The following is a 14,279-nucleotide window of genomic DNA, read 5'->3' on the forward strand; positions in this document are numbered from 1 at the left end:
TCAGCCCGCCTTGCGCTGCCGTTCGGCCATCCCGAGCACCTCGGCGAGGAACGCACCGGTGTGGCTGGCCTCGTTCTTCGCCACCTGCTCCGGCGTGCCCGTGGCGACGATCGTGCCGCCGCCGGAGCCGCCCTCGGGGCCCAGGTCGACGATCCAGTCGGCGGACTTGATGACGTCGAGGTTGTGCTCGATGACGAGCACGCTGTTGCCCTTGTCGACGAGTCCGTTCAGCACCTGGAGGAGCTTCCGGACGTCCTCGAAGTGCAGACCCGTGGTCGGCTCGTCGAGCACGTAGATCGAACGGCCGTTGCTGCGCCGCTGGAGCTCGGTCGCGAGCTTCACGCGCTGCGCCTCGCCGCCCGACAGCGTGGTGGCGGCCTGCCCCAGACGCACGTAGCCGAGGCCGACGTCGACGAGCGTCTTCATGTAGCGGTGGATGGCCTGGATCGGCTCGAAGAACTGCTCGGCCTCGGCGATGGACATCTCGAGGACCTCGGCGATGTTCTTGCCCTTGTAGTGCACCTGGAGCGTGTCCCGGTTGTAGCGCTTGCCGTGGCACACCTCGCAGTCGACGTACACGTCGGGGAGGAAGTTCATCTCGATCTTCAGCGTGCCGTCACCGGAGCACGCCTCGCAGCGGCCGCCCTTGACGTTAAAGCTGAAGCGGCCCGCCTTGTAGCCGCGCACCTTCGCCTCGGGGGTGTCGGCGAAGAGGTTGCGGATGCGGTCGAAGACGCCCGTGTAGGTGGCGGGGTTCGACCGCGGCGTGCGGCCGATGGGCGCCTGATCGACGTGCACGACCTTGTCGAGGTGCTCGAGTCCCGTGACGCGCGTGTGCTTGCCGGGGACGGTGCGGGCGCCGTTCAGACGCTGAGCGAGAACCTCGTAGAGGATGTCGTTCACGAGCGTGGACTTGCCCGAGCCGCTCACGCCGGTGACCGCGGTCAGCACTCCGAGGGGGAAGTCGGCGGTGACGTTGCGGAGGTTGTTGGCGCGTGCCCCGACGACCGTCAGCATGCGCTTGCGGTCGATCTTCCGGCGCTTCTTCGGCGTCTCGATCGCGCGGCGCCCCGAGAGGTAGTCGCCCGTGAGCGAGCGCTCGTCCTGCACGAGGGCCGTGAAGGGGCCGGAGTGGATGACCTCGCCGCCTTCGATGCCCGCGCGGGGTCCGATGTCGACGACCCAGTCCGACGCCTCGATCGTCTCCTCGTCATGCTCGACGACGACGAGGGTGTTGCCGAGGTCGCGCAACGTCACGAGCGTGTCGATGAGGCGGCGGTTGTCGCGCTGGTGGAGCCCGATCGACGGCTCGTCGAGCACGTACAGCACGCCCGTGAGGCCGGTGCCGATCTGCGTGGCGAGGCGGATGCGCTGCGCCTCGCCGCCCGAGAGCGAGCCGGCGGCGCGGCTGAGCGTCAGGTAGTTCAGGCCGACCTGGATGAGGAACTCCAGGCGCACGCGGATCTCGCGGAGGATCTGCGCGGCGATCTGCTTCTCGCGGTCGGTGAGCACCACCTCGTTCATCATCGCCAGGGTGTCCTCGAGGCTGAGATCGGCGGCCTCGGCGATCGAGCGCCCGTCCACCTTCACCGCGAGCACCTCGGGCTTCAGACGCGCGCCGTTGCAGACGGGGCACGGCACCTCGCGGAGGTACTCCGCCCAGCGCGACCGCGTGGTGTCGGTCTCCGCCTGCGCGTACTGGCGTTCGATGTAGGGCACGACGCCCTCGAATCCGCTCGCGTACCGCACCTCGCGGCCCCAGCGGTTCTTGAACCGCACGTTGACCTGGTAGTCCTGGCCGAGGAGAACGGCGTCCTTCACGTCCTGCGCCAGAGCGCGCCAGGGGGTGTCGAGCGAGAAGTTCATCTCGTCGGACAGCCCCTCGAGCAGGCGCTCGTAGTACTGGAAGAGGCCCTTGCCCTGTGTCGTCCACGGGACGATGACGCCCTCGCGGATGGACAGCTCCTCATCGCCTAGCATGAGCTCGACGTCGACCGACATGCGGGTGCCGAGGCCGGAGCACGCGGGGCAGGCGCCGAAGGGCGCGTTGAAGGAGAAGGTGCGCGGCTCGATCTCGGTCAGCTGCAGTGCGTGGCCGTTCGGGCACGCGAGCCGCTCCGAGAAGGACTGCCAGGCGTCGTCCCCCTCCTCGTCGACGAAGTTCACCTGCAGCACGCCGCCGGCGAGGCCGAGCGCGGTCTCCACCGAGTCCGTCACGCGGCCGAGGATGTCGCCCCGGGCGACGAGGCGGTCGACGACGACGGCGATGTCGTGCTTGTAGGACTTCTTGAGAACCGGCGGCTCCGCGAGCTGGACGAGCTCGCCATCCACGACTGCGCGGGCGTAGCCCTTGGCGGCGAGCTCCTTGAAGAGGTCGACGAACTCGCCCTTCTTCTGCGTCACCACCGGCGCGACGACCTGGTAGCGCGTGCCCTCCTCGAGGGTCATCAGCTGGTCGGCGATCTGCTGCACCGTCTGGCGCTGGATGCGCTCACCGCACTGCGGGCAGTGCGGCACGCCGATGCGCGCCCAGAGGAGGCGGAGGTAGTCGTAGATCTCGGTGATCGTGCCGACTGTCGAGCGCGGGTTGCGGTTCGTCGACTTCTGGTCGATGGAGACGGCGGGGCTCAGCCCCTCGATGAGGTCGACGTCGGGGCGGTCGACCTGCCCGAGGAACTGGCGGGCGTAGGCGCTCAGCGACTCGACGTAGCGGCGCTGCCCCTCGGCGAAGATGGTGTCGAATGCGAGGCTCGACTTGCCGGAGCCCGAGAGGCCCGTGAACACGACGAGGGAGTCGCGCGGGATGTCGAGGTCGACGTTCTTGAGATTGTGCACGCGGGCACCGCGGACACTGATCTTTCCGGGCGAGGCGACGGGGATGATGGGCACCTCACAATCCTAAGGACCGCCACGGACACGCGGACCTTTGTTCGACGCTTCCCTCAGCCGACTCGAAGACGCGGCGCCCGGGCTCTCGTCGCCGTGTCTCACTCCCGGCGGCATACGCGCCGGGGAAACCGCGCCGAGTGAGACACGGACCGCCCCGCCGGCCGCCCGTGTCTCACTTCCGGCGGCATACGCGCCGGGGAAACCGCGCCGAGTGAGACACGGACCGCCCCGCCGGGACGGCCCTGGTTCGCCGTGCGTCCAGTGCGGCCACCCGCGCATCGACCACGTCGAGCGCGACGGCGAGCTGCGCTGCCCGGAGGAGTGAGCGTCTCCCGGTCCGTGCCGAGCGTGGCCGGCACGGACCGTTCGTTCAGGCGTGACCGGCCTTCTCCATCTGCCGCAGCGCGCGCTTGAGGTCCTGCACCTCGTCGCGAAGGCGTCCGGCGAGCTCGAACTTGAGCTCCTCCGCCGCCGCCAGCATCTGCTGCGTGAGGTCCGCGATGGTCTCCTCCAGCTGGTTGGCACCCTCGGCCGCGATGCCCTCGCGCTTGCGCACGGGAGTGGGAGCCTTGCCCTTGCCCTTGCCCGACTTCGTGCGCCCCGCGTCGCGCTTGGACAGCAGGTCGGCCGTGTCGGCCTCCTCGCGCGTGATCGCGTCGGTGATGTCGGCGATCTTCTTGCGCAGCGGCTGCGGGTCGATGCCGTTCTCGAGGTTGTACGCGATCTGGATCTCGCGGCGACGCTCGGTCTCGTCGATCGCCTTGCGCATCGAGTCGGTCATCGTGTCGGCGTACATGTGCACCTGACCCGAGACGTTGCGCGCTGCGCGGCCGATCGTCTGGATGAGCGAGGTGCCCGAGCGCAGGAACCCCTCCTTGTCGGCGTCGAGGATGGCCACCAGCGACACCTCGGGAAGGTCGAGTCCCTCGCGGAGCAGGTTGATGCCGACGAGCACGTCGTACACGCCCTGCCGCAGCTCGGTGAGCAGCTCGACGCGACGCAGGGTGTCGACGTCGGAGTGCAGATAGCGCACCCGCACGCCGTGCTCGCCGAGGAAGTCGGTCAGCTCCTCCGACATCTTCTTCGTGAGCGTCGTGACGAGCACGCGCTCGTCGCGCTCGACGCGCAGGCGGATCTCCTCGAGCAGGTCGTCGATCTGTCCCTTGGAGGGCTTGACGACGATCTCGGGGTCGACGAGCCCCGTGGGACGGATGATCTGCTCCACGACGCCGTCGGCGATGCCCATCTCGTACTTGCCCGGCGTCGCCGACAGGTAGACGGTCTGACCGATCCGCTCCTTGAACTCGTCCCAGCGCAGCGGGCGGTTGTCCATGGCGCTCGGCAGGCGGAAGCCGTGCTCCACCAGCGTGCGCTTGCGCGACGCATCGCCCTCGTACATCGCGCCGATCTGCGGGACGGTCACGTGCGACTCGTCGATGACGAGCAGGAAGTCGTCGGGGAAGAAGTCGAGCAGCGTGTGCGGCGGCTGCCCGGGCGCGCGCTGGTCGAGGTGCCGCGAGTAGTTCTCGATGCCGGAGCAGAAGCCCAGCTGCTCGAGCATCTCGAGGTCGAACGTCGTGCGCATCTTCAGCCGCTGCGCCTCGAGCAGCTTCCCCTGCTTCTCGAACTCCTGCAGCCGCTCCGCCAGCTCCACCTCGATCGTCTTGATGGCGCGCTGGATGGTGTCGGTGCCGGCCGCGTAGTGGGTGGCGGGGAAGATGGCGACCGCGTCCATCCGCTCGATCACGTCGCCGGTGAGGGGGTGCAGCTTGTAGAGCGCCTCGATCTCGTCGCCGAACAGCTCGATGCGGATGGCGAACTCCTCGTAGACGGGGATGATCTCGATCGTGTCGCCGCGGACGCGGAAGTTGCCGCGCGAGAAGTCGACGTCGTTGCGGTTGTACTGCATCGCGACGAACTGCCGGATGATCGCGTCGCGGTCGTACCGCTCCCCCACCTGCAGCGCGATGAGCGCGCGCAGATACTCCTCGGGCGATCCCAGACCGTAGATGCAGGAGACCGTGCTGACGACGACCGCGTCGCGACGACTGAGCAGCGTGTTGGTCGTCGAGTGCCGCAGCCGCTCGACCTCGGCGTTGATGGACGAGTCCTTCTCGATGAAGGTGTCCGTCTGCGGCACGTACGCCTCGGGCTGGTAGTAGTCGTAGTACGAGACGAAGTACTCGACGGCGTTGTTCGGCATGAGGTCGCGGAACTCGTTCGCCAGCTGCGCGGCGAGCGTCTTGTTGTGCGCGAGCACGAGCGTCGGCCGCTGCACCTGCTCGATGAGCCACGCGGTCGTCGCGGACTTGCCGGTGCCCGTGGCGCCCAGCAGCACGACGTCGGTCTCACCCGCGTTGATGCGCGCGGCGAGCTCGGCGATCGCCTTCGGCTGGTCACCGCTCGGCAGGTACTCGCTCACCACCTCGAAGGGCCGGACGCTGCGTGTGGTCTGCATGCTTCCAGCCTAGAAGGGGCCTCCGACATCGAGGGCGGTCGGGCGGAAGCGGACGCGCGCTCCGGGCGGCGTCTGCGCGGCGAGATCGAGGTCGGCCGTCACCACGCACGCGATCACGGGGTATCCGCCCGTGACGGGACGGTCGCGCAGCAGGACGACCGGATGGCCGTGCGGCGGCACCTGCACGGCTCCCGCCACCGTCCCCTCGCTGGGCAGCTCCCCGGTCATCACGCGCTCGAGACCGCGCGCTCCCTCCAGCCGCACGCCGACGCGGTCCGATCGCTGCGTCACCGTCCACTCGTCCTCGAGGAAGCGGCGCCGGCCATCCCCCGCGAACCAGTCGGCGCGCGGCCCGAGGACGACCCGCAGCACGACCGTCTCCCCCGCCGCGGGCAGGCGCGGCGGCGACGCGGGGGATGGCACCGCCACGGCCTCGCGGACGGCCGCCGGCCCCCGCAGCGGCACGATGTCGCCCGCCCGCAGGGGCCGCGCGCCCCGCTCCCGTGACCCGAGACCGGCGAGCGTGTCGGTCGCGAGGCTGCCGAGCTCGGGGGTGAGGGCGATCCCGCCGCGGACCGCGATCACGGTGCGCAGCCCGCGCCGGGCCCAGTCGGCGACGAGCTCGTCGCCGTCGCCGGCCGCGACCGGAGTCTCCAGAGGCACCGCCTCGTTCGCGCCATCCGGGTGCACCAGGGTGGCGCCGACGTCGGCGCCCGCCAGCGCGATCACACCCGCGCCGCGGAAGCGCAGCGTCGCGCCGCCCGCCAGCAGCTCGAGCGCGGCCGCGTCGGGCGGGTTCCCCACCGCGTGCTGCGCGGCGCGATGGGCGCGCCGGTCCGCGGCGCCCGACTCGGCGACCCCGAGGTCGGCGCGGCCGGGGCGGCCGAGGTCCTGCACGAGCAGCTGCAGCCCCGGGTCGACGACCTCGATCGCAGGCGCCGTGCTCCGGTCCCCCGGCATGTCCACGCGGCGGGTCGCCGGCGCCGGCCGCGAGGGGGTGCGCGCCGGCTGCGACGCGCCGGCGACCGTGAACCTCACCAAGGCACCCGGCGCGAGGAGCGCGGGCGGGTCACGGTCTACGTTCCAGAGCTCCGCGTCGGTCCGGCCGACGAGCTGCCAGCCGCCGGGGCTCTCGCGCGGATAGACGCCCGAGTACGGGCCGGCGAGCGCGACGGCCCCGCGCGGCACCCGGACGCGCGGTGCGGACCGGCGCGGCACGTCGAACAGCGGGTCGTCGCAGACGAGGTAGCCGAAGCCCGGCGCGAATCCGGTGAACGCGACCCGCCAGTGCGCGCCGGTGTGCCGCCTCACGAGCTCCGCCGCGCTCACGCCGAGGTGCGCAGCCACCTCCCCGAGGTCTTCGCCGTCGTAGTGCACGGGGATCTCCACCTCGCGCCCCACGACCGGCGCCGACGCGACGAGCGGCAGCGAGCGGATAGCCGTGGCCACGTCCGCACGGCGCCGCAGGTCGCACCTCACGAGGACCGTGCGCGCCGCCGGCACGAGCTCCTCGACACCCGGCAGCTCCGCTGCGGCGAGCGCCGCGTGCAGCCGCTCGGCTTCGTCCAGGTCGGCGAGCTCGACGAGCAGCGCGCGGTCCCCGGCCGGCAGCACCCTCCTCATGGCGCGAACGGCGCGATCGGGATGCCCTCCGCCTCGAGCACCCGCCGGACGGCGGCGGCCATCGCCACCGCGCCGGGGCTGTCGCCGTGCACGCAGATCGAGTCCGCCCGCACACGCAGCACCGTCCCATCGGCCGCCGTCACCGCCCCGTCTCGAACGAGCCGGGCCATCCGCTGCGCCACCTCGTCGGCGTCGTGCAGCACGGCATCCGGCTCGCCGCGCGGCACCAGGGCACCCGAGGGGAGGTAGGCGCGGTCGGCGAACGCTTCGGTCGCCGTGCCGAGCCCCGCGCGGGCGGCCTCGTCGAGCAGCACGCTGCCCGCGAGTCCGAGGACGGGCAGCGTCGGGTCCACCGCGCGGATGGCCGCCACGATGGTCCGCGCGCGGGTCGCGTCGACGACTGCGTCGTTGTAGAGCGCGCCGTGCGGCTTGACGTATCGGACCCTCGTCCGCGCGGCTCCGGCCATTCGCGACAGGTCGGCGAGCTGCACCTCGAGATCGGCCTGCAGCGCGGCGGCGCTGACATCGAGCGAACGGCGGCCGAACCCCTCCCGGTCGCGATAGCCGGGGTGCGCGCCGACCGCGACGCCGCGGCACGCGGCCGCGGTGAGCGTCGCGCGGATGCCGCGCGGCGTTCCGGCGTGCGCTCCGCACGAGACGTTCGCGCTCGTGACGACGTCGAGCATCGCCTCGTCGTCGCTCACGACACGGCCCGGTGCGTTCTCGCCCAGGTCGGAGTTGAGATCGATCACGGCCCGGCGGTGAGCGACCGCCACAGCTCATCGGCCTGCGCGCGCGTGTCGTCGAGCGTGCCGGAGGTGTCGATGACGACGTCGGCGAGCGCGAGGCGCTCGTCGTCGCCCGCCTGGTTCGCGATGCGCGCGGCCGCGTCGGTCTCCGTCATCCCGCGCTGCTCGACGAGCCGGCTGCGGCGGATGTCCGCGGACGCGTGGGCGACGACGACGCGATCCCACTCTCCCGCGCCGCGCGCCTCGGCGAGAAGCGGCACGTCGTACACGACGACCGTGCGCGGGTCGGCTTCAAGCGCGGCGCGGAAGCGGCGCTGCGACTCCTCCTTCACTGCCGGATGCACGATGGCGTTGAGCCGGGCGAGACGCTCGCGGTCGCCGAAGACGACGCCTCCCAGGGCCGCGCGGTCGAGTGCGCCGTCGGCGGTCAGGACTTCCGGCCCGAACTCCTCGGCGATCGCGGCGAGCACGGGCTGACCGGGCGCCTGCAGCTCGCGGACGAGCGCATCCGCATCGACGACGACGGCGCCGTGCTCGGCGAGCCGACGTGCGATGGTCGACTTGCCCGAGGCGATCCCCCCGGTGAGTGCGACGAGTGGCATGCGGTCAGTCTAGAAGGGCGAGCGGATGGCGGCGGCTCGGCTCTCCTGCGTCGGTCCGCCGGTTCGGCCGGTCACGCGGATGGCCGCGAGAACCGTCTCGGATGAGAGCGGTCTGCACGAGGCGGTGCCCCCGCCGTCGGCGGGGAGGATCACCGCCGGTGCGGAGACGGGACCGGAGCCATGCGCCGCCGATCCGGACAGCACGGCGACCGCCGATGCACCATCGAGCGGGGGCGTCGGTCCGACGACGGTCTCGACCCGCGCCGCCGAGCGCCACACCATCACGTTGAAGACGCGAACGGCCCGCCCCTCCGCTTCCGCGACGACCCGGTTCTCGCCGCGGAACGAGATGGCGGTGTGCCGGGGCACACGGTGCACCTCGCCCTCGATATCGAGAACGAGACCCTCGTCGCTCAGCGGGATGAGCACGCGATCGAGCCCCGGAAGCGCCGAGAACGGCGCCCGCCCCGCGATCTCCGCCACGCTCAGACGCCAGGCGGGGCGAGACACCAGCACGCGGGTGAGGCCGAGGCCGTTCGACCAGGCCTCCGGCGCCACGTCGCACAGCCGGACGATCGCGGGCCCCTCCCGGTGCTGGCGTCCCATCCCGCGGCCCTACTCGACGGCCGTCGGCCCGGTCTCGCCCGTGCGCACGCGGATGACCTGCAGCACGTCGGTGACCCAGATCTTGCCGTCGCCGATCGCACCCGTACGCGCCGCCTCCTGGATCGCGGTCAGCGCGGCGTCGAGCTTCTCGTCGGTCACGACGATCTCGAGGCTGATCTTCGGCAGGAAGTCGACCTTCACGCGCTGCGAGCGATAGACCTCGACCTTGCCGGTCTGCGTGCCGTGCCCCTTGGCGTCGTAGACGGTCATGCCGGCCACGCCGACCTCCGCGAGCGCGGACTTGACCGGTCCCAGTGCGCTGGTCTGCAGCACTGCGGTGATGAGCTTCATGTCGGTTTCCTCTCTGTCGCGCTCAGGAGCGGACGTCGTCCAGGTGGTAGGCGGTCTCGGCGTGGAGGGTCGTGTCGAGCCCCGCCGCCTCTGCGCCGTCATCGACGCGCAGGCCCATCGTGATCTTCAGCACCCACGCGATGAGCGCGGTCACGATCAAGGTGTACGCGAAGACCGAGACGGTCGCCACGAACTGCGTCCCCAGCAGGCTCCAGCTGCCGCCGAAGAGGATGCCCCGCGCGCCGGCCGGCGATGAGGGATCGGCGAGGAAGCCGATCGCGAGCGTTCCGAAGATGCCGGGGAGCAGATGGATGGCCACGGCGTCGAGTGCATCGTCATATCCCAGCCGCTCCTTCAGCCCGAGAGCGAGGAAGGCCACGACCCCGGCGAGGGCTCCGATGATGAGCGAACCCACCGGCGAGACCGAGTTGGCCGCCGGCGTGATGCCGACGAGACCTCCGAGCATGCCCGAGATCGCTCCGAGGGAGGTCGCCGCCTTGCGCACGATGCGCTCGATGACGAGCCAGCCGAGCACACCCGCGCATGCGGCGACCAGCGTGTTCGTGAGGGCCACTCCCGCGCTGTCGTTGATCCCGCCCGACGAGCCTCCATTGAAGCCGTACCATCCGACGAGCAGCAGCCCGCCGCCCACGATCGCGATGGGGAGGCTGCCGGGACGCCCCACGTGGGGGAAGCCGCGACGACGCCCGAGGAACAGCGCGAGCACGAGCGCCGCGACGCCTGCGTTCATGTGCACGGCGGTGCCACCGGCGAAGTCGATCGCGTGCATGCCGTTGGCGATCCAGCCGCCCTTGGTCGAGCCGTCGGCCGCGTCGAACGCGAACACCCAGTGCGCGACGGGGAAGTAGACGAGCAGCGCCCAGAGCCCGCTGAAGACGAGCCACGCCGAGAACTTCATGCGCCCCTCCACGGCGCCGCCGATGATGCCCACCGTGAGGCCTGCGAAGATCAGCTGGAACACCGCGATGAGGATCGCAGGCACCGCGCCCTCCGGCGTCTCCGCCCCGAGCAGCGATTGGATGCCGAGCAGACCGACGGGGTCGCCGATCAGGCCGGCGCCGCCGACGGAGTCGCCCAGGGTGAGCCCGTATCCGACGAGCACCCAGAGCACTGCGGTGACGGCGAAGCCGCCGAACACGATCATCATGGTGTTCAGGATGTTCTTCGTGCGGGAGAGGCCGCCGTAGTACAGCGCGAGTCCCGGCAGCATGAGGGTGACGGCGACCGTGGCCGTGAGCATCCACGCGGTGTTCACCTGCGAGTTGATGTCCATCTCGATCTCCTTCCTTTCGAACTGGATCAGCGGGTGAGCAGACGCTCGAGCACCGCGGTGAGTGCGTCGACGCCGGCCGCCACATCGGCGGCCCCGGCCGTCTCGGCGGGGGTGTGGGAAGCTCCGGTGGGGTTGCGCACGAAGAGCATCGCGGTGGGGACGACTGCGGCGAGCACGCCCGCGTCGTGCCCCGCTCCCGTGTCGAGCACGGGAGCGGCGGGCAGCGCGCTTCGCATGAGGTCGCGCAGGTCGTCGTCGAAGGCGACCGTGGGCGAGAACGACTGCTCGGTCACGACGACCGTGCACCCTTCCGCGGATGCCGCCCGCTCCGCGTCGGCCGTCACCTCGGCGACGACGCGGCGCACCGCCTCCTCTGACCGATGCCGCACGTCGATCCAGAGGTCCGCCGAGGAGGCGATGACGTTCGTGCCGCCCGGCGTCACCTTCATGCGTCCGACGGTGCCGCGCGCATCGTCGACCGCCAGCGTGCGCTCCCTGACGCTCCGGATGGCCTCGGCGGCGACCACGACGGGGTCCTGACGGTCGACCATCCGGGTGGCCCCGGCGTGGTCGCCGCGTCCCTCGATGCGCACATGCCAGCGCCCATGCGCGATGATCGCCCCCGCGAGCGCGACGGGGTGGCCGAGATCGACGAGACCGCGCCCCTGCTCGACGTGCAGCTCGACGAAGGCCGAGATCGCGCCGAGCCGGTCCGCGTCGGCCCCGATCGCCGCGGGATCGAAGCCGGCCTCCGCGGCGACCTGCGCATAGCTCCTGCCGGACTCGTCGGACAGCCCTCGCACCCGCTCGGGGTCGACCGCACCGGCGAGGAGCCTCGACCCGAGGCATGCGACGCCGAAGCGGGAGCCCTCCTCCTCGGGGAACACCGCCACCGCGAGCGGACGCCGGAGCGTCACGCCGCAGTTGCGCAGGCGATCCACCGCGGCGAGCGCGCTGACGACGCCGAGGGGGCCGTCGAAGCCGCCCCCGCCGGGCACCGAGTCGAGGTGCGAGCCCGTGATGATGGCGTCGCGGCGATCGCCGTGATCGCGACCGGGGACGTCCCACCACGCCCACATGATGCCGTTGCCGTCCGTCTCGACGTCCAGACGGCGTGCCACGGCCTGCTGCATGAACCATTCCCGGAGCGTCATCTCGGCGGGCGAGAAGACCAGACGCGTGTAGCCGCCCCGCGCCGCGTCGACTCCGATGTGCGCGATCTCCGCCAGCAGCGCGTTCGCGTCTCCGTGTGCGCTCACGTCACACCCCCGCGAATCGCTGGCCGGCAGCGCGGAACCGTTCGCCCGTCCCGCCGCTGCCCGAAACGAGGTCGAGCACGAGTTCGCCCAGGAGCGGCGCGAACTTCGCGCCCTGCCCGGAGCAGGGCGAGAGGACGGTGATGCCCTCGGCTCGATCGATGATCATGTCCTCGCGCGGGACGTTGGTGAACAGGCACGTCGTCTCGGCGTAGGGCTCCGGGACGAGGCCGGGCGCGAATCGGCCGACGAAGTCCGTCACCCGCGCGCGGTTGCCGGGATCGATCCGGTCATCCTGGGCACGAGCGGAGGGGATCACGCGACCGCCGTTGTACTCGGCGACCTTCTGGCCGCCGTATCCCGCGTCGCGCCCTCCCGGCAGCCCGTACGTCTGGATGTCCTCCCCCTTGTAGATGAACGTCGGCCAGCTCGTGGCGGCTCCACGCGGCGTCTCGCCGTGGTCGGACGGGTCTCGGTACGGGAAGTGGAACGCGTTCTCCTGCCGGACCTGGAAGTCCGGAAGCGCTCGCAGGAAACCCTCCGGCAGGTCCAGTCCGCCGAGGAGAGCGGGCAGCCAGCCGCCCGCCGCGACGATCACCTGGTCGGCGTGCACGGTCTCGCCGGTCGCCGAGGCGATCGCGTACCCGGTGGGTGCCTCCCGCACCGACACGACCTCCCACCCGGTGCGCACCTCGGCCCCCGATGCGCGCGCGAGATCGAGCATCGCCGCCACCGAGCGCTCGGCGTCGATGACGCCGGCACCCGGGTGCCACAGCACATCCCCGTCGAAGGCGAGGCCGGGCCACCGCTCCTCCGCAGCGGAGCGCGCGAGCACCTCGTGCTCGACGCCCGCGCCGTCGAGCACGCGAGCGAGCCGGTGCGGATCGCGGACGGCGCCGAAGTCGAGCGATCCGCTCGGGATCACGAGGGTCGCACCGAGCGCGGCCTCGAGCTCGTCCCAGCCCGGCCGGGCGCGCACGACGAGCTCGGTGTAGAACGGGTCGGGGTACGCGTAGCGGAAGATGCGCGCGGAACCGTGGGAGCTCCCCCCGGCCGACGCCGGCAGATCCCGCTCCAGCACGAGCACCTCGGCGCCCGACTGAGCCAGCCGCCAGGCGGTGGCCGCGCCGCTCAGACCGGCCCCGATGACGACGTGCTTCGCTGCGGTCTGCGCCGTCATCAGGCGAGGTCCGGCGCGTTCCAGAGGTTCAGCTTGGTGCCGATCCCCATCTCGACGGCGTTCTCGTAGACGGTCTTCGCCCACGCGACGTCCTCCACGCCCATCCCGCCGACGCTGAACAGGACGGGCTGCTCGTCGAACTCACGGCCGACCGCGGTGCCGTCGAACACATCGCCGATGTTCACGACCCGCGATTCGTCGAGCTTTCCGAGGCCGATGAGGTCCTGCCAGTACAGGCCGATCATGCCGAATGCCGTCTCGTGGGACGGGGCGGGGTACTCCTCCGCCCAGGCCTCGTAGATCTTCTTGGCGTCCGCGATGAGGCGGGCCTTGCCCGAGAGGGTGTACTCCTCGTCCATCTTGAGGTTGGCCGGCAGACTCAGGAACGCGCCGGGCTTGATCCAGTCCCCGTCGATGTACGGGTAGTTCTCCGATCCGACGAGCCCGGTGACCGCCTCGGAGACGATGTCGCTGTCGCGCACGGCGGCCTCGACGGTGTCGGCGATCTCGATCGTCGTGAACTGCGGGTAGTGCTCCTTCACGTACGCGGCGAACGACTCCGACGTCGAGCGGCGGCGCCCGTTGATCTTGATGGTGTCGAGGGAGGGGCGCGCCGTCGTCATCGCGTGCAGTGCGCTCTTGTTCATGGCGCCGGGACCGATGATGCCGAGCGTCTTCGCGTCCACCGGAGCGAGCTTCTTGGCCGCTGCGCCGGGGACGGCCGCCGTGCGGTACGCGCTCTCCAGGTTGCCGGACATGATCGCGAAGGGGGCGCCGGTCTCCTTGTCGTTGAGCACGATGAGGTGGATCGAGCGGGGCAGCCCCTTCTCCCGGTTGTCGATGTTCGACCCATACCACTTGACGCCGGCCGCGTCGAAGCGCCCGCCGAGATACGCCGGCATCGCCATGAAGCGGCGGTCGGCCGCATCGAGCGGCATGCCGGGGAACGGCGAGGACTGCGGGAAGCTGATCTGCGCGCCGTGCGAGTTCCACGTGCTCCCGGCCATCCGGTAGTCGCCCTTGGCGACGAGCACGAGCACCTCCTCCATCACCTCCATGCAGCGCGCCATGTCCTTCATGCCGGCGGCGATGACCTCGGGCTCGCTGAGGTAGAGCATGTCGATACGGGTGTCGGATGGGAGTGCTGCGCTCACGGGTATTCCTTCGGAAGTCGGGTGGTGCTTCCCCTCAGCGAAACTCATTTCGGGAATTCAGGTCAAATACCTTTTCGGGCAGAATTCATAGCGCGATGCTCGCAATATTCCCGAAAC

The 14,279-nt window shown here is 71.0% G+C and carries 11 protein-coding genes; all 11 read right to left on the bottom strand.

Annotated elements, in window-relative coordinates; genetic code table 11:
* Nucleotides 1–2,889 carry an excinuclease ABC subunit UvrA gene (gene uvrA / locus QWJ90_RS07320; protein WP_290107026.1) on the bottom strand — a complete coding sequence of 963 codons (2,889 nt, stop codon included), beginning with the start codon at nucleotides 2,887–2,889 and terminating at the stop codon, nucleotides 1–3.
* Between the two features lie 370 nt (nucleotides 2,890–3,259).
* The gene (uvrB, locus tag QWJ90_RS07325; RefSeq protein ID WP_290107027.1) at nucleotides 3,260–5,347 is read right to left on the bottom strand and encodes an excinuclease ABC subunit UvrB; all 2,088 of its coding nucleotides are present in this window, start codon (nucleotides 5,345–5,347) and stop codon (nucleotides 3,260–3,262) included.
* Nucleotides 5,348–5,356: 9 nt separating this feature from the next.
* On the bottom strand, nucleotides 5,357–6,970 hold the full coding sequence (locus QWJ90_RS07330; RefSeq protein WP_290107028.1) for an urea amidolyase family protein: 1,614 nt from the start codon (nucleotides 6,968–6,970) through the stop codon (nucleotides 5,357–5,359).
* The gene (locus QWJ90_RS07335; RefSeq protein WP_290107029.1) at nucleotides 6,967–7,722 is read right to left on the bottom strand and encodes a LamB/YcsF family protein; all 756 of its coding nucleotides are present in this window, start codon (nucleotides 7,720–7,722) and stop codon (nucleotides 6,967–6,969) included. Before QWJ90_RS07335 ends, QWJ90_RS07330 begins: the two co-directional genes overlap by 4 nt.
* The gene (coaE, locus tag QWJ90_RS07340; RefSeq protein WP_290107030.1) at nucleotides 7,719–8,321 is read right to left on the bottom strand and encodes a dephospho-CoA kinase; all 603 of its coding nucleotides are present in this window, start codon (nucleotides 8,319–8,321) and stop codon (nucleotides 7,719–7,721) included. Before coaE ends, QWJ90_RS07335 begins: the two co-directional genes overlap by 4 nt.
* A gap of 9 nt (nucleotides 8,322–8,330) precedes the next feature.
* Complete coding sequence (locus tag QWJ90_RS07345; protein WP_290107031.1) at nucleotides 8,331–8,927, bottom strand: HutD/Ves family protein; 597 nt, start codon at nucleotides 8,925–8,927, stop codon at nucleotides 8,331–8,333.
* Nucleotides 8,928–8,936: 9 nt separating this feature from the next.
* The gene (locus tag QWJ90_RS07350) at nucleotides 8,937–9,278 is read right to left on the bottom strand and encodes a P-II family nitrogen regulator (protein WP_290107033.1); all 342 of its coding nucleotides are present in this window, start codon (nucleotides 9,276–9,278) and stop codon (nucleotides 8,937–8,939) included.
* A 22-nt stretch (nucleotides 9,279–9,300) separates the two neighbouring features.
* Entirely contained in the window at nucleotides 9,301–10,572 is a 1,272-nt protein-coding gene (locus QWJ90_RS07355; protein WP_290107034.1) for an ammonium transporter, read from the bottom strand.
* Nucleotides 10,573–10,598: 26 nt separating this feature from the next.
* Nucleotides 10,599–11,831, bottom strand: coding sequence for an allantoate amidohydrolase (locus QWJ90_RS07360; RefSeq protein WP_290107035.1), 1,233 nt, complete (start codon nucleotides 11,829–11,831; stop codon nucleotides 10,599–10,601).
* Between the two features lies 1 nt (nucleotide 11,832).
* Nucleotides 11,833–13,008 (bottom strand): FAD-dependent oxidoreductase, encoded by a 1,176-nt coding sequence (locus QWJ90_RS07365; RefSeq protein ID WP_290107036.1) that lies wholly within the window; start codon nucleotides 13,006–13,008, stop codon nucleotides 11,833–11,835.
* Complete coding sequence (locus tag QWJ90_RS07370; protein ID WP_290107037.1) at nucleotides 13,008–14,162, bottom strand: tyramine oxidase subunit B; 1,155 nt, start codon at nucleotides 14,160–14,162, stop codon at nucleotides 13,008–13,010. Before QWJ90_RS07370 ends, QWJ90_RS07365 begins: the two co-directional genes overlap by 1 nt.
* Between the last annotated feature and the right edge of the window lie 117 nt (nucleotides 14,163–14,279).

This window comes from Microbacterium oryzae, from assembly GCF_030406385.1.
Taxonomy (GTDB): domain Bacteria; phylum Actinomycetota; class Actinomycetes; order Actinomycetales; family Microbacteriaceae; genus Microbacterium; species Microbacterium oryzae_A.

Coding starts and splice junctions, on each gene's coding strand:
- uvrB (WP_290107027.1), bottom strand. CDS start 5,347: ATGCAGACCACACGCAGCGTCCGGCCCTTCGAGGTGGTGAGCGAGTAC.
- QWJ90_RS07365 (WP_290107036.1), bottom strand. CDS start 13,008: ATGACGGCGCAGACCGCAGCGAAGCACGTCGTCATCGGGGCCGGTCTG.
- QWJ90_RS07355 (WP_290107034.1), bottom strand. CDS start 10,572: ATGGACATCAACTCGCAGGTGAACACCGCGTGGATGCTCACGGCCACG.
- coaE (WP_290107030.1), bottom strand. CDS start 8,321: ATGCCACTCGTCGCACTCACCGGGGGGATCGCCTCGGGCAAGTCGACC.
- QWJ90_RS07350 (WP_290107033.1), bottom strand. CDS start 9,278: ATGAAGCTCATCACCGCAGTGCTGCAGACCAGCGCACTGGGACCGGTC.
- QWJ90_RS07345 (WP_290107031.1), bottom strand. CDS start 8,927: ATGGGACGCCAGCACCGGGAGGGGCCCGCGATCGTCCGGCTGTGCGAC.
- QWJ90_RS07330 (WP_290107028.1), bottom strand. CDS start 6,970: ATGAGGAGGGTGCTGCCGGCCGGGGACCGCGCGCTGCTCGTCGAGCTC.